This window comes from Paenibacillus sp. ClWae2A (assembly GCF_032452295.1).
Classification (GTDB): Bacteria; Bacillota; Bacilli; order Paenibacillales; family Paenibacillaceae; genus Paenibacillus.
The window spans coordinates 32,745-52,867 of the sequence record NZ_JAULSQ010000005.1 but is presented as its reverse complement, the minus strand read 5'-3'; the positions used below and the strand labels follow the sequence as shown (position 1 = coordinate 52,867).

Annotated in this window: 16 protein-coding genes and 1 tRNA gene; 16 read left to right on the top strand and 1 reads right to left on the bottom strand. The window is 46.2% G+C overall.

Features of this window, described 5'->3' with window-relative positions:
- Nucleotides 1-324: 324 nt before the first annotated feature.
- Nucleotides 325-398: transfer RNA gene (locus QVE09_RS17010), tRNA-Arg, on the bottom strand.
- A gap of 233 nt (nucleotides 399-631) precedes the next feature.
- Here QVE09_RS17010 and QVE09_RS17005 point away from each other — a divergent pair.
- The 16 genes from QVE09_RS17005 to hemB all read left to right on the top strand — a co-directional run bounded on the left by QVE09_RS17005 (nucleotide 632) and on the right by hemB (nucleotide 20,105).
- Nucleotides 632-1,561 (top strand): hypothetical protein, encoded by a 930-nt coding sequence (locus QVE09_RS17005; protein ID WP_397387057.1) that lies wholly within the window; start codon nucleotides 632-634, stop codon nucleotides 1,559-1,561.
- A 138-nt stretch (nucleotides 1,562-1,699) separates the two neighbouring features.
- The gene (tig, locus tag QVE09_RS17000) at nucleotides 1,700-3,040 is read left to right on the top strand and encodes a trigger factor (protein WP_315937732.1); all 1,341 of its coding nucleotides are present in this window, start codon (nucleotides 1,700-1,702) and stop codon (nucleotides 3,038-3,040) included.
- Between the two features lie 379 nt (nucleotides 3,041-3,419).
- On the top strand, nucleotides 3,420-4,010 hold the full coding sequence (gene clpP, locus QVE09_RS16995; RefSeq protein ID WP_215075794.1) for an ATP-dependent Clp endopeptidase proteolytic subunit ClpP: 591 nt from the start codon (nucleotides 3,420-3,422) through the stop codon (nucleotides 4,008-4,010).
- 12 nt (nucleotides 4,011-4,022) lie between these two features.
- A complete protein-coding gene (gene clpX / locus QVE09_RS16990) occupies nucleotides 4,023-5,276 on the top strand; it encodes an ATP-dependent protease ATP-binding subunit ClpX (protein ID WP_036605887.1) in 1,254 nt (417 codons plus the stop codon).
- Nucleotides 5,277-5,396: 120 nt separating this feature from the next.
- Complete coding sequence (ispG, locus tag QVE09_RS16985; RefSeq protein ID WP_017692591.1) at nucleotides 5,397-6,494, top strand: flavodoxin-dependent (E)-4-hydroxy-3-methylbut-2-enyl-diphosphate synthase; 1,098 nt, start codon at nucleotides 5,397-5,399, stop codon at nucleotides 6,492-6,494.
- 167 nt (nucleotides 6,495-6,661) lie between these two features.
- On the top strand, nucleotides 6,662-8,416 hold the full coding sequence (gene lonB, locus QVE09_RS16980; RefSeq protein ID WP_315937731.1) for an ATP-dependent protease LonB: 1,755 nt from the start codon (nucleotides 6,662-6,664) through the stop codon (nucleotides 8,414-8,416).
- A gap of 86 nt (nucleotides 8,417-8,502) precedes the next feature.
- Nucleotides 8,503-10,842 carry an endopeptidase La gene (gene lon, locus QVE09_RS16975; protein WP_315937730.1) on the top strand — a complete coding sequence of 780 codons (2,340 nt, stop codon included), beginning with the start codon at nucleotides 8,503-8,505 and terminating at the stop codon, nucleotides 10,840-10,842.
- A 156-nt stretch (nucleotides 10,843-10,998) separates the two neighbouring features.
- A complete protein-coding gene (gene yihA, locus QVE09_RS16970) occupies nucleotides 10,999-11,655 on the top strand; it encodes a ribosome biogenesis GTP-binding protein YihA/YsxC (RefSeq protein ID WP_315937729.1) in 657 nt (218 codons plus the stop codon).
- 267 nt (nucleotides 11,656-11,922) lie between these two features.
- Nucleotides 11,923-12,510: a non-ribosomal peptide synthetase module gene (locus QVE09_RS16965; RefSeq protein WP_315937728.1), complete on the top strand. Its 588-nt coding sequence runs from the start codon at nucleotides 11,923-11,925 to the stop codon at nucleotides 12,508-12,510.
- Nucleotides 12,511-12,844: 334 nt separating this feature from the next.
- Nucleotides 12,845-13,246, top strand: a complete 402-nt coding sequence (gene speD / locus QVE09_RS16960) for an adenosylmethionine decarboxylase (protein ID WP_315937727.1) — start codon at nucleotides 12,845-12,847, stop codon at nucleotides 13,244-13,246.
- A gap of 342 nt (nucleotides 13,247-13,588) precedes the next feature.
- A complete protein-coding gene (gene hemA / locus QVE09_RS16955) occupies nucleotides 13,589-14,974 on the top strand; it encodes a glutamyl-tRNA reductase (RefSeq protein ID WP_133387117.1) in 1,386 nt (461 codons plus the stop codon).
- Nucleotides 14,975-14,988: 14 nt separating this feature from the next.
- Nucleotides 14,989-15,816, top strand: coding sequence for a cytochrome c biogenesis protein CcsA (gene ccsA / locus QVE09_RS16950; protein ID WP_397387056.1), 828 nt, complete (start codon nucleotides 14,989-14,991; stop codon nucleotides 15,814-15,816).
- A gap of 5 nt (nucleotides 15,817-15,821) precedes the next feature.
- Nucleotides 15,822-16,472, top strand: coding sequence for a precorrin-2 dehydrogenase/sirohydrochlorin ferrochelatase family protein (locus tag QVE09_RS16945; RefSeq protein ID WP_315937726.1), 651 nt, complete (start codon nucleotides 15,822-15,824; stop codon nucleotides 16,470-16,472).
- Between the two features lie 2 nt (nucleotides 16,473-16,474).
- Nucleotides 16,475-17,431, top strand: coding sequence for a hydroxymethylbilane synthase (gene hemC, locus QVE09_RS16940; RefSeq protein ID WP_091037577.1), 957 nt, complete (start codon nucleotides 16,475-16,477; stop codon nucleotides 17,429-17,431).
- 4 nt (nucleotides 17,432-17,435) lie between these two features.
- The gene (cobA, locus tag QVE09_RS16935; RefSeq protein WP_315937725.1) at nucleotides 17,436-18,998 is read left to right on the top strand and encodes a uroporphyrinogen-III C-methyltransferase; all 1,563 of its coding nucleotides are present in this window, start codon (nucleotides 17,436-17,438) and stop codon (nucleotides 18,996-18,998) included.
- Between the two features lie 105 nt (nucleotides 18,999-19,103).
- Complete coding sequence (gene hemB, locus QVE09_RS16930; RefSeq protein ID WP_017692601.1) at nucleotides 19,104-20,105, top strand: porphobilinogen synthase; 1,002 nt, start codon at nucleotides 19,104-19,106, stop codon at nucleotides 20,103-20,105.
- Nucleotides 20,106-20,123: the final 18 nt, after the last annotated feature.

Below are 20,123 nucleotides of genomic sequence, written 5' to 3'. Positions count from 1 at the left end.
TTCTCATCCCCAGAACGCAAAAAAAAAAAACTTCCCGAAGGAAGTTTTCTTTTAATACGTCCCAGGAGGGATACTCTCCTTCCAGTCGAGACTGCGAAGTAGTGCTAACGAAGTGAATGCTCCGACGAACCGATGGGGTTCTCATCCCCTGAACGCAAAAAAAGCTTCCCGAAGGAAGCTTCTTTTTAATACGTCCCAGGAGGGATACTCTCCTTGCAGTCGAGACTGCGAAATAGTGCTAACGGAGCGAATGCTCCGACGAACCGTTGGGGTTCTCATCCCCAGAACGCAAAAAAACTTCCCGAAGGAAGTTTTCTTTTAATACGTCCCAGGAGGGATTCGAACCCCCGACCGACGCCTTAGAAGGGCGTTGCTCTATCCAGCTGAGCTACTGAGACATGAATTTTTTCAAGCAAAATTGATTTTATCATATGCATATAGGAATATCAAGCATTTTATTTTAAACTGTTTTTCGTATATGATATTTGGCGGCAGTAACGTTTTTTTCATTATATTTAAGGTTATGTTAGAATATCAGGAGAACTCAAAAATAGATCAACAATCGTTTTAATATATACATCTATTTAGGTTGATTCAAACTGGAGATTCAGGATATAGAGGAGGTGCTCCCATTAAGGAATCCACGACCCCGGAAACCGAGCATAACAACAATATTGTGCTGTTTCCTAAGACGCTGGACTATTACCAGATTCAATTGACAGTTATGCTTGAAAATGAACGGTATGGTGAAGCGATGAACTTGCTTCACTTTTTGCTGCAATGTCAGGGACAGGAAGAGCGCCACTATGATGAGTGGCGGGCCCTGCTTGAATGGCTTCAGGCTGCGTTCCCTCAATATGAAGAAACCTCGCCTGTCGTTCTTGAAGAACAAGAAGAAGAGATTAGTGAGGAAGACATGGCACGGCAGCATGCCCGAATGAAGCTTGAACAGGATGATGGCTATGCAGATAAGATGCTTCGCACAGTAATGGAAGAGCCGCTGTCTGAACAGACGATGCTGGCTTTGGAGCAGCTGGCCTATCTTGATCTACCGAAGATTGACGAGGCACTTACGAGTTGGTTAAAAGATAAGTCGCTTCACCCTCTGCTTCAATTCCGGGTGTTGCAAACCTTGCGTCGCCGAGGTGTTCAAGGTATGATCCTGTTTACGAGAGGCGAAGAGCAGGTTGAAGTCGAAATTGACACCGTGCCTCTTAGACCAGAGGAATTCCCGCTCCAAATCGTTCAGATTCTGGAACGAGTGGCAGATCAGACGGAGGTTCATGAACCTACACTCTTTTACTTTGCCCAGGAACTGTGGATACAATATGTCATGGCGGTGTATGGAACCCGTGATTATGTTTCGATGCTGGAAGAAAATGATTCCATGACAGATATATGGGCAGCAGCTCTACATATGACCGTTGCAGACAGTCTGGGTGGTTCGCATGATGAGGAAAATACCCGCTCAATGTATGCTGTGACAGGCGCGATGCGCTTTCGACTGGAGCAAGCTTATCGTTCTATGAAACAGTTTGTATCTGCCGGTTTGGATGGTTAATCGAGGCCGGAAACGTTTTCCTTAAACTGTATCAAGGGATTCCCCTTGAAAAAGAATCTAATCTTGTTTATACTAAAATGGTTATTTTGTACGTGATTGCCTACGTGAACATGTGAATTTTGGAGGGGAAAGTATACAATGAAAGCAACTTGGGAAAAGATAGAGAAGAACCTTGGGGTTCTTGAGGTTGAAGTGGATGCAGATCGTGTAACTGCAGCACTCGACAAAGCTTTTAATAAAGTGGTTAAACAAGCAAACGTACCTGGATTCCGTAAAGGTAAAGTACCACGTTCCATCTTCGAAGCACGTTTTGGTGTAGAGAGCCTTTATCAAGAAGCAATCGACATTTTGCTTCCTGAAGCTTATACAGAAGCAATCGACCAAACGGATATTTTCCCGGTTGATCGTCCTGACGTAGACGTTGAACAATTTGCTAAAGGACAAACATTCAAGTTCAAAGCGAAAGTAACTGTGAAACCTGAAGTTACTCTTGGTGAGTACAAAGGAATCGAAGTTGCTGTAGCAAAAGGTGAAGTAACTGACGCAGAAGTGACTGAAGAACTTGAGCGTCTTCAACAACGTCACGCTGAACTCGTTGTAATCGACGAAGGTTCCGCTGCTAACGGCGACGTTGCAGTAATCGACTTCGACGGTTCCGTTGATGGTGTACCTTTCGAAGGTGGACAAGCTGAGCGTTATTCCCTGGAACTGGGTTCCAACACATTCATTCCTGGATTTGAAGAACAAGTTGTGGGTCTGTCCACAGGTGACTTCAAAGACGTAGAAGTGACTTTCCCAGACAGCTACCATGCAGCAGAACTTGCTGGCAAACAAGCGGTATTCAAAGTGAAAATTCACGAAATCAAACGCAAACAGCTTCCTGCATTGGATGATGAGTTTGCTAAAGATGTTAGCGAATTCGACACACTTGAAGAGTACAAAGCTGACCTGAAAACACAATTGGAATCCCGTAAAGCTGACGAAGCCAAAGCTGCACAAGAAAATGCAGTTGTAGAAAAAGTGGCTGAGAACGCTGAAGTGGACATTCCTGCTGCAATGGTTGAGAGCGAAGTACAAAACATGATGCGTGATTTCGACAACCGTCTGCGTAACCAAGGTATGAACCTTGAAATGTTCCTGAGCTTCTCTGGCCAGACTCAAGCTGACCTGAGAGGACAAATGCAAGAAGATGCTTCCAAACGTGTTCGCAACAACCTGGTGCTTGAAGCTGTAGGTAAAGCGGAAAACATTGAAGTATCTGACGAAGAAGTGAATCAAGAACTCGAGAAAATGGCTGAATCTTATAAGCGTCCTGCTGATGAGATCCGTGGCATTCTCGAAGGTAATGGTTCCCTGGACAGCCTTCGCGATGAAGTGAAACTGCGTAAAACGATTGATGTTCTCGTTGAGAACAGCACAGTTGTTGAACCAGTTGAAGCTCCAGCTGAAGAAGTTGTTGCAGAAGCTGACGAAAAATAAGACAAGCTGTTATCAACTTGTCAGTTGAATAAACGATAAGGCACGTGAAATATTGCGTGCCTTATTTTTAAATTATGACATCCATTTTATAGAAAATGAAGTGATTATATGGATGAACACTAATTTTATTGATCCGCGTACACTTTTTACATACCTATGTACTTCATGCAAATAAAAAACGGCAAGACGGCATAGGATGGCTTCAATTTGCACATACATAGAAAACATGGTTAAATATGATCAGGCTAAAAAAGTAAACAAACAGATGTCTAACCCCTCTTGTGAAAAATGACATTGTCACAGGAAAGTGGTAGAATGAATTTGGGTTTGCTTTATAGGTGGCCTATGTCTAATTACATGTAGAAAAGAGGTTGGTCTCATGAGTCTGGTGCCAATGGTTATAGAACAAACCAATCGAGGCGAGCGGTCTTACGATATATATTCACGTTTGCTGAAAGATCGCATTATCTTTCTAACCAGTGCGATTGATGACGATGTAGCCAATCTTGTCATAGCACAGCTTTTGTTTTTGGCAGCCGACGATCCTGAGAAGGATATCAGCTTGTACATTAACTCACCTGGTGGTTCTGTCACCGCAGGGATGGGTATATACGATACGATGCAATTTATCAAGCCGGATGTGTCTACCATTTGCGTAGGGATGGCAGCAAGCATGGGCTCGTTATTGCTGACAGCCGGTGCACCTGGCAAGAGATATGCGCTGACAAACAGCGAAGTAATGATTCATCAGCCGCTTGGCGGCATTCAAGGACAGGCTGCGGATATTAAGATACACGCAGAATGGATTATTAAAACACGTCAGAAACTGAATCAAATATACGTCGATCGTACGGGTCAGCCTCTTGAGAAAATTGAGCGGGATACAGACCGTGACTTCTTCATGGGCGCTGAAGAAGCTAAGACGTACGGCATTATTGACCAGGTGCTCAGTAGACCGATCAATTCCTAAAGGGGTGGTTTCATGTTTAAATTTAACGATGAGAAAGGGCAACTGAAATGCTCTTTTTGCGGTAAATCTCAGGAGCAGGTACGCAAGCTGGTCGCTGGACCAGGCGTGTACATTTGTGATGAATGTATCGAACTTTGCACCGAAATCGTTGAGGAAGAACTCGGTCATGATGAAGAAGTAGACCTGAAAGATATTCCGAAACCAAAAGAAATTCGTAATATTCTGGATCAATATGTTATTGGACAGGAACAAGCGAAAAAATCATTGTCTGTTGCGGTGTATAATCACTACAAACGGATCAATACACAAAGTAAGATTGAAGACGTTGAATTGTCAAAGAGTAACATTTTACTGTTAGGACCAACAGGTTCTGGTAAAACGTTGCTTGCGCAAACGATGGCAAAAATCCTGAATGTTCCTTTTGCTATTGCGGATGCTACGTCATTAACAGAAGCCGGTTATGTGGGTGAGGATGTAGAGAACATCTTGCTCAAACTGATTCAAGCTGCTGACTATGATGTGGAAAAAGCAGAGCGTGGCATTATTTATATCGATGAGATTGATAAAGTAGCGCGTAAATCCGAAAACCCATCCATTACTCGTGATGTATCGGGCGAAGGTGTGCAACAGGCTCTCTTGAAAATTCTTGAAGGAACTGTGGCTTCTGTACCACCACAAGGTGGTCGTAAACATCCTCATCAAGAATTCATTCAGATCGATACAACGAACATCCTGTTCATTTGCGGCGGTGCCTTTGATGGTCTGGAGCAAATGATCAAACGCCGGATCGGTAAAAAAGTCATTGGCTTTAATACCGTTTCTGAGCAAAAAGATCTGAAACCAGGTGAATACCTGGGTATGGTATTGCCGGAAGATTTGCTGAAATTTGGTCTGATTCCGGAATTTGTAGGCCGTCTGCCAGTCATCTCCACTTTGGAGCCGCTGGATGAAGATACGCTGGTACGGATTCTTTCCGAACCAAAAAATGCGCTTACCAAACAGTACCAAAAACTGCTTGAGCTGGACAATGTGAATCTGGTCTTTGAACCAGCTGCATTGCTCGCGATTGCAAAAGAAGCAATTAAACGTAACACAGGTGCACGTGGATTACGTGCCATCATTGAAGGTATCATGCTTGAAATCATGTATGAAGTGCCTTCACGTGAAGATGTTACGAACTGTGTCATTACCGAAGAAGTTGTTGAGAAAAGAGTCGTGCCTGAACTAAGCCAATCAAAGGACGATAAGCAGGAAGAGAGCGCCTAATAAAGGCCTGAATCCCGTTGAACTCTGAAATATAGACTTGTCAGTTCTCCACTTTGGCAGAAGGCGAATTCATGTCTCTGTCAGGGTGGAGCTTTGACGTTGTGGGGAGAGAAATCACTCATGTATTTAAGACAGGATACACGTCCCGTGAAAGTGGGAAACGTAACGATCGGTGGCAGTAACGAAGTCATTATCCAAAGTATGTGTACAACCAAAACTGCAGACGTTGAGGCAACGGTTGCAGAGATTCTGCGACTGGAAGAAGCCGGCTGTCAAGTGGTACGTGTAACGGTGAATAATGAGGAAGCTGCCGCAGCCATCAAGGAAATCAAGAAACGCATTAATATACCGCTCGTAGCGGACATTCATTTCAACTATAAGCTGGCTTTACTTGCGATTGAGAACGGCATTGATAAAGTACGGATTAATCCAGGTAACATCGGTAAACGTGCGAAAGTGGAAGAAGTGGTTAAGGCTTGTAAAGACCGCGGTATTCCGATTCGAATCGGAGTAAATGCAGGGTCTTTGGAAAACCATCTCCTTGAGAAGTATGGGTATCCTACGGCAGATGCTATGGTAGAAAGTGCATTGTATCACATTGGTATTTTGGAAGAACTTGATTTCCATGATATCATCGTGTCCCTCAAAGCATCGGATGTGCCGATGGCGATTGAGGCGTATACCAAAGCAGCTCAAATCATTCCGTATCCGTTGCATCTCGGGATTACCGAAGCGGGTACACTGTTCTCGGGTACAATCAAAAGCTCCGCAGGTATGGGAGCCTTATTGTCCATGGGTATTGGTTCTACGATGCGGATCTCACTGAGTGCGGACCCGGTAGAAGAAATCAAGGTCGCTCGTGATCTGCTCAAAACATTTGGACTCATCACAAATGCAGCCACATTGATCTCCTGCCCAACGTGTGGACGTTTGGATATCGACCTGTTCTCCATTGCCAACGAAGTGGAAGAGTATATCTCCAAACTTAAGGTGCCGATTAAAGTATCGGTGTTGGGTTGTGCGGTTAATGGTCCAGGTGAGGCCAAAGAAGCGGATATCGGGATTGCCGGTGCTCGTGGAGAAGGTCTCTTGTTCCGTCACGGTAAGATGATCCGTAAAGTGCCTGAAGAAATCATGGTTGAGGAATTAAAAAAAGAGATCGACAAAATCGTCGAAGCCTACGAAGAGACAGGTGTTATTCCTGGTCGTTCGCACTGATTGATTCATATCTTGTTACAGCAAAAGCTCGCCAGTGATGGCGGGCTTTTTATTTTCTCGCATACAAATTCCGCATCGCCCGTTTACGTCGCGTTGAAAAGGCTATACTACCAAGTATTAGCATGATCTCATATGAGAATAGCGACAAAATAGGAGGATGTGAAGACATGGAATTTGGTATGGTCATCATGTTGATTCAGTTATTTTTTGGAGTGGTGATTGGTTTGTATTTCTGGAACCTGCTGCGTGGTCAGAAAACAAACCGCAGTGCCGTTGAGCGTGAATCTCGCAAGGAACTGGAGAAGCTGCGCAAGCTGCGTTCGATCTCACTCACCAAGCCGCTGTCGGAGAAGACGCGTCCAGCTACCATTAACGATATTGTTGGGCAAAAAGACGGGCTACGTGCCCTTAAAGCTGCATTATGCAGTGCGAATCCACAACATGTTATCATTTATGGCCCTCCCGGAGTCGGGAAGACAGCTGCCGCAAGGGTTGTGTTGGAAGAAGCCAAGAAGAATCCATCTTCTCCTTTCAAGCCAGACGCCAAATTCACGGAGCTGGATGCAACAACAGCCCGTTTTGATGAACGTGGTATTGCGGACCCCTTAATTGGTTCGGTTCATGATCCGATATATCAGGGAGCAGGAGCTATGGGCGTTGCTGGTATTCCCCAACCAAAACCGGGCGCTGTGACGAAAGCGCATGGAGGAATGCTTTTTATTGATGAAATTGGTGAATTACATTCGATTCAGATGAATAAGCTGTTGAAAGTGTTGGAGGATCGCAAGGTGTTTTTGGAGAGTGCGTACTATAACTCTGAAGACACGCATACTCCTGCTTATATCCACGATATTTTTCAAAATGGCCTGCCGGCCGATTTCCGCCTTGTTGGAGCAACGACACGTTCGCCTCATGAATTGCCACCAGCTTTGCGTTCCCGCTGCATGGAAGTTTATTTCCGTCCTTTGTTGCCTGAGGAGATTGGGCGAATTGCAGAGGATGCTGTTCAGAAAATAGGGTTCAGTCCATGTCCGGATGCCGTTGATGTGGTCAAGCGATATGCGACCAATGGACGTGAAGCGGTCAATATCATCCAGCTGGCTGCTGGACTTGCACTGACAGAGAAGCGTGAGACTCTTCAGGCGTCTGATGTGGAGTGGGTGGCGGGTAGCAGTCAGATTCAGCCACGCCCTGATCGGAAGGTCCCTACACAGCCGCAGGTGGGGTTTGTTAACGGCTTGGCGGTATACGGACCGAATATGGGAACCATTTTGGAGATCGAAGTGTCTGCTGTTCCGGCTCTTAAAGATCAAGGCCGGATCAACATTACTGGAGTTGTGGATGAAGAAGAGATTGGAGGCGGTTCGCGTACACTCCGGCGAAAAAGTATGGCCAAAGGCTCGGTTGAAAATGTGTTAACCGTATTAAAAGCCATGGGTATTCGTCCGAATGATTACGATTTACACGTGAATTTCCCAGGTGGGACGCCTATTGATGGTCCATCCGCTGGGATTGCGATGGCGACTGCCATTACATCAGCCATTCAGAGGCGTCCTGTGGATCATGAGACAGCGATGACTGGTGAGATTAGTATTCATGGTCGGGTTAAGCCTATTGGTGGCGTGCTGGCCAAGGTGGAGGCTGCCTTTCAGGCAGGAGCGAAGACCGTTATTATTCCTGCGGAGAACTGGCAGTCCATTTTTGAGAATCTGGATGGCTTGCGTGTTATCCCGGTAGATACGGTACAGGACGTATTCCGTGAAGTGTTCGCCTGGGTCCCGGAATCACAACAGATGGAACAAACGAAGCTTGCAGAGGAGACAGTTGCACCTGCACCGGAGATTTTTCCGCCGGCATCCGCTTCCTATTTGCGTGCGGACGTGCCTCGTCCAGGACAGGTTACAGATTCGGGAAGCTGCTAAGCGCTTCCCTTCATTGGTTTTTTATGTGAACATTTGATAGAATAATGAATGACTACAACCTGAGAGCCATTGGAGGTGCGAAAGCGATGGGACCGAGCAAAGCGAAAGGTCGTCGTTTTCCTTTACTGCCTTTAAGAGGACTTCTCGTCTACCCGAGTATGGTACTGCATCTCGATGTGGGCCGGGAGAAATCGGTCAAGGCTTTAGAAAAAGCGATGGTAGAAGAACATCTGATTCTCCTATGTTCCCAAGCCGAAGTAAATATTGAAGAACCAACACAAGAAGACATTTTCAGAATCGGAACCGTGGCCAAGGTCAGACAGATGCTGAAGCTTCCGAACGGTACGATTCGTGTACTCGTGGAAGGCTTGGAACGGGCTGAAATTATTGAATATACGGACAACGAGGAATATTATGAAGTACTGGCAAAAGAACTGCCTGAAGAGGAGAATATCCATCCGGAGACGGATGCCTTGATGCGTACCGTTCTGAACCAGTTCGAGAATTATATTAATCTGTCCAAAAAAGTGACACCAGAGACACTCGCAGCGGTGTCGGACATCGAAGAACCAGGGAGGCTGGCCGATGTCATCACGAGTCACCTATCCTTGAAGATCAAGGATAAACAGGAAATTCTGGAGACCATCGACGTTCGGGAACGTCTGGAGAAATTGCTGGATATCCTGAACAATGAGCGCGAAGTGCTGGAGCTTGAACGCAAGATCAGCCAACGTGTGAAGAAACAGATGGAGAAAACGCAGAAGGAATATTATTTGCGCGAGCAGATGAAAGCGATCCAGAAAGAACTGGGTGAAAAAGAAGGCCGTGCGGGTGAGGTCGAGGAACTTCGCACTCAGATGGAAGAACTCGGCTTGCCGGACAAGGTGAAAGAAAAGGTCGAGAAAGAAATTGATCGACTGGAGAAAATGCCTGCAAGTTCAGCCGAGGGCGGAGTCATTCGCAACTACGTGGATTGGCTGCTTGGCCTTCCTTGGAGTCAGATGACAGCGGATGATCTGGATATCCAAAAAGCCGAAGATGTGCTCAATGCAGATCATTACGGATTGGAAAAACCCAAAGAGCGTGTGCTTGAATATCTGGCTGTCCAGAAGCTCGTCAAGAAGCTCAAAGGACCAATTCTCTGTCTGGTTGGACCTCCAGGGGTCGGTAAAACATCACTTGCCCGTTCGATCGCCAGATCGCTAGGTCGGGAGTTTGTAAGAATCTCTCTTGGCGGCGTGCGGGATGAAGCCGAGATTCGTGGACACAGGCGCACCTATGTAGGCGCGATGCCTGGGCGTATCATCCAGGGGATGAAAACGGCAGGTTCACTTAATCCGGTATTCCTGCTGGACGAGATTGATAAGATGGCTTCAGACTTCCGCGGAGATCCTTCCGCAGCGTTACTTGAGGTGCTTGATCCGGAACAGAATAATACGTTTAGTGATCACTTTGTAGAATTGCCGTTTGACTTATCCAACGTTATGTTTATAACAACTGCCAACACGGTACACAATATTCCGCGTCCATTGCTGGATCGGATGGAAATGCTCAACATCCCTGGTTACACGGAGCTGGAGAAGCTGCAAATTGCGAAAAACTATTTGTTGCCCAAACAGAAGCAGGACCATGGTCTGGAAGAAGAGCAATTGGAAATCCCGGATGACGCGTTGTTGCGTGTAATTCGTGAATATACACGGGAGTCAGGTGTGCGGAATCTGGAACAGCAGATGGCTTCGTTGTGCCGGAAAGCTGCCAAGAATATCGTATCTGGTGTAGAAGGTCAGATTAACATCACATCAGATGAGATCAAAGACTACCTGGGACCTGGCAAGTTCCGTTATGGTATGGCCGAACTGGAAGATCAGATTGGTACCGTAACGGGTCTGGCGTGGACTGAAGTGGGTGGAGATACCCTTATCATTGAAGTGACTGTTGTGCCTGGAACAGGTAAATTGACTCTCACAGGTAAACTGGGGGATGTCATGAAGGAATCGGCACAAGCCGCATTCAGTTACACCCGTTCCAAAGCTACACAGCTTGGGATTGCGCCTGACTTCCATGAGAAGAACGATATTCATATCCACGTTCCGGAAGGAGCGATTCCGAAGGATGGTCCATCTGCCGGGATTACGATGGCAACAGCGTTAATCTCAGCTTTGACGAACAAACATGTGTCCAAGGATATCGCGATGACGGGTGAAATAACACTGCGCGGACGTGTGTTGCCAATTGGTGGTTTGAAAGAAAAATCACTGGCAGCCCATCGTGCCGGCTATAAAAAAATATTATTGCCTAAGGATAACGAACGGGACTTGCGTGACATTCCAGACAGCATCAAGGAAGATGTGGAGTTTGTCCCTGTCGCCCATATGGATCAGGTATTGCAGCATGCGCTTGTTGAGCAGGCAGGAATTCACCTGTAATCCACGTATCCGAAAGGTTCGTATGAAGAGTAGACCGTTCTGCGGAGGCTTCGGCGTCCGCTGGAACGGTTTTTTTGGTATGATAGAACAATCCATGGCATAATACCTTCAACAGGTGATGCATAGCAAAGGCGTTCAAGAGAGGAAAGATACAATATGAAAGTAAATCAATCTGAATTTATTATCAGTGCCGTTCGGCCTGAACAATACCCCGAGGACGGTCTGCCAGAGATTGCTTTGGCGGGACGCTCCAATGTGGGGAAATCTTCCTTGATCAACCGTTTGATCAATCGTAAAAATTTGGCTCGGACGAGCTCAACACCGGGTAAGACACAGCAACTCAACTATTATAAAATTAATCAGGATCTCTACTTCGTCGATTTCCCGGGATATGGCTACGCTAAAGTTTCCAAAGAGCAACGCTTTGCCTGGGGTAAAATGATGGAGAAATACTTGTTGGGACGCGAAGAATTGAAACTGGTTATGCAGATGGTGGATATGAGACATGAGCCATCCAAGGATGACAAGATGATGAATGAATGGCTTCGTCATAACGGATTGCCTTTGGTTGTCGTAGCAACCAAGATGGACAAGATTCCAAAAACACGCAGAGCCAAACATATCAAAGTCATCAAGGAATCATTGGGTCTTCGCTCAGGGGATTTGTTTGTACCGTTCTCATCCGAAGAGGGATTGGGGAAAGAAGAATTATGGGATATCATTACCCGCCATGCCCGCATCGATAAGTATGCACCAGTGCTGGATGCAGAGGGTGCTTCTGATGAGGAAGAAACCAACGGAATTAACGGATAACCGAGATAGTGTACCGTTTTAGTGCAGGAAAGTGAGCATGCTAAGTGAATCTTTGATCAGATCCAGATTAATCCGGTTTTTTATGGGATTTCGTGAGAATTCATCATCTGGGTCTGGAGAAAAATAACGTTAGGGTAGTGTATAATGAGCATAGGTGCATATTGCCAACAGTACTAAAATTACCGGCCATGCCGGCCTGAAGAATTTTGAGATGACTGCTACATGTGCAGGAAGACAAAACAATCGGGAAAGAATTGAGGGATTTGTATGGCTCAGCGGTTAGCCACAGAGTATGTGAAGGCCACTATGAAATTGTCAGAACCCCAGATGCATCAGTTTTTGCGCATGACAGAAGACGGCAGGCTTCATCATCGAGTTAAGGTGTTGGACAATGGTTGTCAGCAGGTTGTGCTGGGGGATGTAAGTGGAGAAGAAGTGCATTTCCCTTTTGACCGCATAGAAGGGTTTTATATCTGTGAGTTATCTTGCCGCCTGGTGAATCTGCATCTGACAAATGTTGTCCGGAAGCTCTTTGTGACTTTTAAGGGTGACGGGGTCGTTCATCGGATCTATAAAGGGTTCACCATGACGTATGTTTATGCTCAAGGCACTGTCCGTAAAATTGTGGAGAAAACCGGGGAGAACACCCGAGTGATCTATGAATACAAAAATACGTTGCTTGAATTGCAACATCTGTTCCAGGCCAGAGATGTAGAACGCGAAATCAACCGTGTGTATGCCGAGATCGATTCACTGCTGGACACTAGAAAAGATGCGACTGCTGATCAGCTCCATCAGATTGATGAGGCCCTTGCTCGTCGTCAAAAACGGTTGTTTGAGCTTGAAGCTTATTAACCTGAAAGTGTATGTTTATACACGTATATGAATGTTATGAATTCCCTTGTATCTTCCGGGCAGTGGCACTCGCCAATGTGGAGGTTTCAGGGGAATTTTTTGATGTGAGATCGAATTTCCGAATTGAAAATATTTATTTTACAATCTTCTGGAAAAGGGTTGATTTCACTCTAATTCAATGTTATTTTTAATCTCGTTGAAAACAATATAGGAACCAGGATTCACTCAGGACATTATATGTTGCGAGAGATTTTTCCCTCGGGAAGTGAATGACGTAGGTCCTAGCGGATGAAATTTTTCAAACATTTTATTCCTAGGAAGGGGGAACCGAAGGATGGAATATTCAACTTTCGGAAGACACGTTGCTGTTGATACTTGGGGTGTCGACTTTAATCTACTGAACAATGCAGAGTATCTGGAAGCCCAAATGATTGAAGCAGCGGAGGCATGCGGCGCGACAGTGATGTCCGTACAGTCCAAGCAGTTTGATCCACAGGGAGCGACCGTACTTGTACTATTGTCTGAGAGCCATCTCTCCATTCATACGTATCCTGAGAGAGGTTTTGCAGCGATTGATTGTTACACTTGTGGGGAGACCGTTGACCCACAGCTCGCCATTGACTACCTGGTATCCGTATTAAAGCCTGAAAAAACGTATGCAAAGAAGTTGGTACGTGGTTTGGGCGAATTACAAGTTGAAACACCAGAGATGAACAACCAGATTGAACGGGTTTAAATAAAAAGTATATTGCATACACAATGTTCACATATCGGGATGGACACATAACCTCCCAAACTCTAATAGTCATGGAATAATTCCATGGCTATTTGTTTTAATATCCATATCGTTATGAATATTCATAATCGGCACTTTTTAACGCATAACGGTGAACTTTGGTGAGACACTACAATAAATAACAGTGCATATGATGATGAACATGGTGATTTCATAAACATTTCATAAAAATGACCCGGTCAAGGCTATGATGTGTGATATAATTAACCATGTCAATCATAAATGGATAGACATATGCAGTAAGCACTTTGATTGGAAATTTATTAGGCAGGTGAACTTGCAATGCACATCGTTGTCGTTGGTTTGAATTATCGCACGGCGCCTGTAGAGGTTAGGGAACGATTCACATTTGCAGAAAAGGACTTATCTGAAGCGCTGCAGCAGCTCAAGCTGACCAAGAGTGTATTGGAAGGTGTAATCGTAGCCACATGTAACCGTACCGAGTTGTATGTTGTGGTGGACCGTCTTCACATGTGTGGTTATTTTATTCGAACATTCATGGAACAATGGTTTAATGTACCACGGGAAGAATTTACGCAACACTTATATATATATGAAGATGATCAAGCCATGCGCCATTTGTTCCGTGTCATCTGCGGACTAGATTCTATGGTCATTGGTGAGACTCAGATTCTTGGACAGGTGAAACAGGCTTTTCTTAAAGCGCAGGAAGAGAAATCAACAGGTACCTGGTTTAATAAGTTATTTAAACAGGCCGTTACGCTGGGGAAGCGGGCACATTCGGAGACTTCCATCGGGGAGAGCGCCGTATCTGTCAGTTATGCTGCTGTTGAACTCGGTAAGAGGATATTTGGCATGTTCACAGACAAGAAGGTGCTCATTCTGGGTGCCGGCAAGATGAGTGAACTAACCGTGAAACATCTCTATGCCAACGGGGCATCCGAGGTCATCGTGGCGAATCGTACGCTCGCAAGAGCTGAAGAATTAGCAGCCAAGTTCAGAGGTACACCTTGTACCATGGAACAGGCATTAGATCGACTTAATGAAGTTGATATTGTGATTAGTTCCACTGGAGCTGAACGTTATGTCATGGATGCAGCAGTGGTACGGGAGAGCATGAAGCGTCGTCAATCTCGTCCATTGTTCCTGATTGATATTGCGGTTCCACGCGATATTGATCCGGCGATTGGTGAATTATCCAACGTATTTCTCTATGACATTGATGATCTGGAAGGAATCGTGGAGAGCAACCTCGAGATGCGTAAGGTGGAAGCTGCCAAGATTGAGAGAATGATTGAACTTGAGATGGAAGATTATTACCATTGGCTCAAAACGTTGGGTGTTCGTCCCGTTATTCGCGCTTTGCAGGAAAAAGGTGTCTCCATTCATGAAGAAACGATGGATAGCCTGTTTAATAAACTACCTGAGCTTGATGAACATCAACGTAAAGTCATTCGTCGTTTGACCAAGAGTATTGTGAACCAAATGACGACAGATCCGATTAATCGGATTAAGGAAATGGCAGGCACGAAGCAAGGTGATGAAGCTCTGCGCATGTTTACTCAGATTTTCGCTCTGGAAGATGCAGTAGAGGTGGCCGCTGAAAAAGTGAGTCAGAGTGATGCTACGGCTCTGGCGAAACCAGCCGCTCACCTTAACGAAAACCGGCAAGACCCCGTGCCGGCTTATGCTCCGGCAGGCGTATAAGGCGGGTGGGCAGCTTGACCCTTGCTGAACAAGTCTATGAAGCTCTAATCTATATGTATGCCCTGAGCCTACTGTTCTATTTCTCGGACTGCATTCGACGCAATGCGGGGGCGAAGCGGACAGGCACAGGGTTTCTTGTCGTTGTTTGGGGATTGCAGGTAACGCATGTCATATTGCGCATGTGGACTGAAGGCCATTTCCCCATCTACACCACCTTTGATTTTTTGTTTATATTTTCATTCAGTATTGTGCTGATGTCTCTCGTCATGACTCGCATCCAGCGTTCCGAATTTGTGATTTTGTTGCTGAATGTTGTAGGTTTTTCCGTTACCGTATTAAACCGACTGTGGTTTACGGCCGGAGAGATATCACTGCATAACTGGCAAACGGTACATGGATTACTCATTATGCATATTACCTTGGCGAATCTTGGTTTTGCGGCGTTAACCGTTGCTACGGTATTTGCCTTGTTATATCTGTTCTTGCACCGTAAGTTGAAGAAAAAAAAGTGGAATGATACGATGCGACGGCTGCCAAGCCTGGAAGTGATCGGTAAGTATATGGATGGTGCTACGTTGATAGGGACACCGCTCCTTGGTGTTTCTGTGATGCTTGCCGTATTATCCATTGTGGCGGAAAGACGCTGGATTCTACTCTTGGATCTCAAAGTTATTTCGACAGGTCTTGCTATAGCCATCTATGTGGGTTACTTCGTATCCAAGAGAAGGAAACAGTTCTCTACGATTATCATGGCAAGATGGACACTGATCGGGTACGCATTTGTCATTATAAGTTTTTTATCCAATGCGTATTCAGCGTTTCATCGTTGGACGGGAGAGTGAAGGGGATGGACCGTTACACGCCGATATTTGTGAATACTTCAGGCAAGAAGTGCTGCGTGGTTGGCGGTGGACGTGTTGCCGAACGTAAAATTAAGGGGTTACTGCATGCTGAGGCACAGATTACGGTCATTAGTCCGGAGCTTACCCCCGTATTAAAACAACTGCATCATGAATCCCGAATTCAATGGATAGACCGGTCCTACCGCAATGGAGATTTGCGGGGGGCCTTTCTCGTATATGCAGCGACTGACCGTTCAGAGGTCAATTCAACTGTGGTTCGGGATGCTGAGGCTGTGGGCATATTGGTGAATGATGCAATGTCTTCGAAGCACAGCAGCTTTATTACGCCAAGCGTGGTAAGGCGTGGGAGATTAAGCATAGCGATATCCACAGCAGGAGCGGGACCGGCAGCAGCAGCTGAGATACGTGCCACACTCGAACGACAGTTCGGTGATGAGTATGAGACGTACCTTGAGTTTTTGCACCAGATGAGGACCGAGGTGAAGTCACGCGTACCTTCATCAAGTCTCAGAAGTACGTTGCTCCGGCAATTAACTGAAATGAACATATTAGAAGATATTCGTACAGGCCATTTTCGGTGGTGGACCGAAGAAGAAATCGGGGACTGGATATCCCGTAATCAGGAGGAAGTGTAGATATGCGTACAATTAAAGTTGGAAGTAGACAGAGCGCGCTTGCGCTAACCCAGACAGGCCATGTCATTCAGGATTTACGCGATATTTGTGAGCGGGAAGGATTAGCTTTTGACTTTGAAGTACATAAGATTGTTACAAAGGGAGATCTCATTCTGGATGTAACGTTGTCAAAAGTGGGAGGCAAAGGTTTGTTTGTCAAAGAGATTGAACAGGCGATGCTTGATCGTACCATTGATATGGCTGTGCATAGCATGAAGGATATGCCTTCCGAGTTACCCGAAGGATTAATCAATGGTGCTATTCCCCGCCGTGCAGATCCACGGGATGCACTGATCTCCAATGGTGGACTTACTCTGGATCAACTGCCAGAAGGAGCTAGAGTCGGAACAAGCAGTCTGCGCCGATCGAGTCAACTAAAGGCCTATCGTCCGGATTTGCAATTGGAATCGATTCGCGGCAATATTGATTCCCGTCTGCGGAAACTGGAGACCGAAGGATTCGATGCGATTATTCTGGCAGCTGCAGGATTGTACCGTATGGGCTGGGAAGACCGGATCACAGAGTACCTGACGGAAACAGCTTGCCTTCCGGCAGTGGGTCAAGGCGCGCTTGGTATCGAATGTCGTGAAGATGATGAGGAACTGTTGCACTTGCTGCAGCTGTATAACGATCCGGAGACAGCATTTCCTGTACAGGCGGAACGCCGTTTTCTCAGTGTATTGAATGGGGGCTGTCAGGTTCCAATTGGTGCTCATGCGGTATGGCTGCCTCAGGAAGATGCGGATTCCCTGAATGGTGAAAACACGTTACAATTAACAGGTATGGTCGGCACGCCGGATGGTGGACTGATTCTTAAGGAAGCTCTGATCGGCAAAGACCCGGTTCGTCTGGGTGAAGAAGTGGCTTGGAGATTGATTGAACGGGGAGCAGAGCAGATACTGGCAGAAGTTAGGGGATGAAGACATGGTGGGAAAGGTCTTTTTGGTAGGGGCAGGTCCTGGGGATGCAAAGCTGATTACGGTAAAAGGGTGGGAATCCATCGGTAAAGCCGATGCTGTAGTCTATGATCGTTTGGCAAGTCCGAGATTGTTGAAACAAATGAAATCCGGCGCAGTCAAGATTTACGTGGGCAAGCGCCCGGATCGGCATACGATGAAACAGGAAGAGATCAATCAACTGTTGGTTGATCTGGCTCTTGAAGGCAAGGTTGTGGTTCGGCTTAAGGGTGGCGATCCGACTATCTTTGGACGCGTGGGCGAAGAGGCAGGTTTGCTGTACAAAAACGGGATTCCATTTGAGATTGTGCCTGGGGTAACCGCTGCAATAAGTGTACCTGCTTATGCCGGAATTCCCGTGACACACCGTGACTATGCGTCCTCTATCTCTATTATTACGGGGCACGAGAGTCCGGACAAGCTTGATCGCAGTATCCATTGGGATAAAGTGACGAATGCAACGGGTACACTGGTATTTATGATGGGGGTTGCCAAAATTGGATATATCAGCGAACAATTGATTCGTCATGGTCGTCCAGCGCAAACACCGGTAGCTCTGATTCGTTGGGGAACACGAGCGGAACAGGATACCATTACAGGTACCCTTGAAGATATAGAAGCAAAAGTGATTGCGGCCAATTTCCAACCACCAGCTGTTATTGTGGTAGGAGATGTCGTAAATCAACGGGAACAATTGAAATGGGCAGAAGCGCTGCCACTGTTTGGCAAACGAATTCTGGTAACCCGTGCTCGCAGTCAGGCGAGTGAACTGGTGAATCGCATTGAGGAACTCGGCGGCGAACCGTATGAGTTTCCGGTCATTGAAACGGTCATGCCGTCCAGTGAATCTGCGCAGCAAAGTGTCAAAGACGCCTTCAGTGCTTTAAATACCTATGACTGGGTGTTTTTCACAAGTGTGAACGGCGTGGAGTTTTTCTTCCGCCATCTGGAACAGGAAGGCAAGGATATTCGCTCGATTCATCAAGCGAGAATTGCTGCCGTAGGACCTTCCACAGCAGACGCTTTGCGCAAACATGGCATCGTAGCTGAAGTTGTTAAAGGTCCTTTTCAGGCCGAAGGCATGCTTGAGGCATTTGAAAGCGAACTGAAGGAAGGTCAGAGAGTATTGCTTCCCCACGGTGATCTTGCACGTACATGGTTACGTGATCAGTTGAGAGAACGAGGAATTCAGGTCACCGAAGCCATCACCTACGATACGATCCTCGCTGGTGAGGATGATGACGAACTACTTAAGCTGCTTGAAGAAGGTGGAATTCATGCGGTGACCTTTACAAGTTCATCGACAGTTACCAACTTCATGAGTATGTTGAAACGTATGGGGTTGCAAGATCCACTGCCGTTATTGAAAGATGTCGAGGTTGCGTGTATTGGACCTGTTACAGCGAAGACGGCAGAAGCCGCTGGACTGAAGGTTACACTGATGGCAGAGGAAGCAACGATGGATAGCTTGATCACAGTGCTATGCGACTGGAAACGGACAGGCACCAAAGAAGGCGCTCTTCGAAATTAATACACATGTAATCATGTCAACATATGAAGCGTGCTGAATTCGATAGGATACCAGCGCGCTTCCCTTTTTGCTCTATTTAACTTTTTTCAAGGAGGTTTTACTCGTATGAGTTTTCCAATTGTACGGCATCGCCGTTTACGCCAATCCACAGGTATTCGCAATATGGTCAGAGAGACCCATCTAACCGTGGACGACTTTATTCAACCGATCTATGTGACGTATGGAGAAAATGTAAAATCTGAAATTAAATCCATGCCTGGCGTATTCCGCTTCTCGCTGGATCGTCTTCAGGAGGAAGTAACGGAAATTGCCGAGCTGGGAATTCCAGCCGTGTTATTGTTCGGTATTCCCGAGACGAAGGACAGTGTGGGTTCATCTGGCTTCGCTGAAGATGGCATTGTGCAGGAAGCGACGAGATTGATCAAATCCTGGTATCCAGAACTGCTGGTTGTTGCGGATACTTGTCTGTGTGAATTCACGGATCACGGTCACTGCGGTATGGTACACACCGTGGAGATTGACGGTCACATCTGCGGAGATGTGTTAAATGACGAATCACTTGATCTGCTCGTGCAAACGGCAGTGTCTCAAGCCAAAGCAGGAGCGGACATTATTGCACCATCCAACATGATGGATGGATTTGTACAAGCGATCCGCGCGGGGCTGGATGAGAATGGATTCAGTCACATTCCGATTATGTCTTACTCTGTTAAATACGCATCTGCATTCTATGGTCCATTCCGTGAAGCTGCGGATTCAACGCCACAATTCGGGGACCGCAAGTCGTATCAGATGGACCCGGCTAACGCGCGTGAAGCCTTGCGTGAAGCAGAGACGGATGTGCTCGAAGGAGCAGATATGTTAATGGTTAAACCTTCGCTGTCCTATCTTGATGTCATGCGTACGATTAAGGATCAATTTGATCTTCCGCTTGTTGCCTATAATGTAAGTGGCGAGTATGCCATGGTGAAGGCGGCGGCGATTCAAGGCTGGATCGATGAGAAAAAAGTCGCCATGGAAATCCTGCTCAGCATGAAACGCGCAGGTGCAGATATGATCATTACCTACTACGGGAAAGACGCTTCACGCTGGTTGGCTGAGAAATAAAATAAATTACATTAAGGA

Bases quoted from the DNA above. Each gene is read 5' to 3' on its own strand.
- cobA (WP_315937725.1), top strand. From the start codon at position 17,436: ATGGTGGGAAAGGTCTTTTTGGTAGGGGCAGGTCCTGGGGATGCAAAG.
- hemC (WP_091037577.1), top strand. From the start codon at position 16,475: ATGCGTACAATTAAAGTTGGAAGTAGACAGAGCGCGCTTGCGCTAACC.
- tig (WP_315937732.1), top strand. From the start codon at position 1,700: ATGAAAGCAACTTGGGAAAAGATAGAGAAGAACCTTGGGGTTCTTGAG.
- clpX (WP_036605887.1), top strand. From the start codon at position 4,023: ATGTTTAAATTTAACGATGAGAAAGGGCAACTGAAATGCTCTTTTTGC.
- speD (WP_315937727.1), top strand. From the start codon at position 12,845: ATGGAATATTCAACTTTCGGAAGACACGTTGCTGTTGATACTTGGGGT.
- clpP (WP_215075794.1), top strand. From the start codon at position 3,420: ATGAGTCTGGTGCCAATGGTTATAGAACAAACCAATCGAGGCGAGCGG.
- lon (WP_315937730.1), top strand. From the start codon at position 8,503: ATGGGACCGAGCAAAGCGAAAGGTCGTCGTTTTCCTTTACTGCCTTTA.
- hemA (WP_133387117.1), top strand. From the start codon at position 13,589: ATGCACATCGTTGTCGTTGGTTTGAATTATCGCACGGCGCCTGTAGAG.
- hemB (WP_017692601.1), top strand. From the start codon at position 19,104: ATGAGTTTTCCAATTGTACGGCATCGCCGTTTACGCCAATCCACAGGT.
- QVE09_RS16945 (WP_315937726.1), top strand. From the start codon at position 15,822: ATGGACCGTTACACGCCGATATTTGTGAATACTTCAGGCAAGAAGTGC.
- lonB (WP_315937731.1), top strand. From the start codon at position 6,662: ATGGAATTTGGTATGGTCATCATGTTGATTCAGTTATTTTTTGGAGTG.
- QVE09_RS16965 (WP_315937728.1), top strand. From the start codon at position 11,923: ATGGCTCAGCGGTTAGCCACAGAGTATGTGAAGGCCACTATGAAATTG.
- ispG (WP_017692591.1), top strand. From the start codon at position 5,397: ATGTATTTAAGACAGGATACACGTCCCGTGAAAGTGGGAAACGTAACG.
- yihA (WP_315937729.1), top strand. From the start codon at position 10,999: ATGAAAGTAAATCAATCTGAATTTATTATCAGTGCCGTTCGGCCTGAA.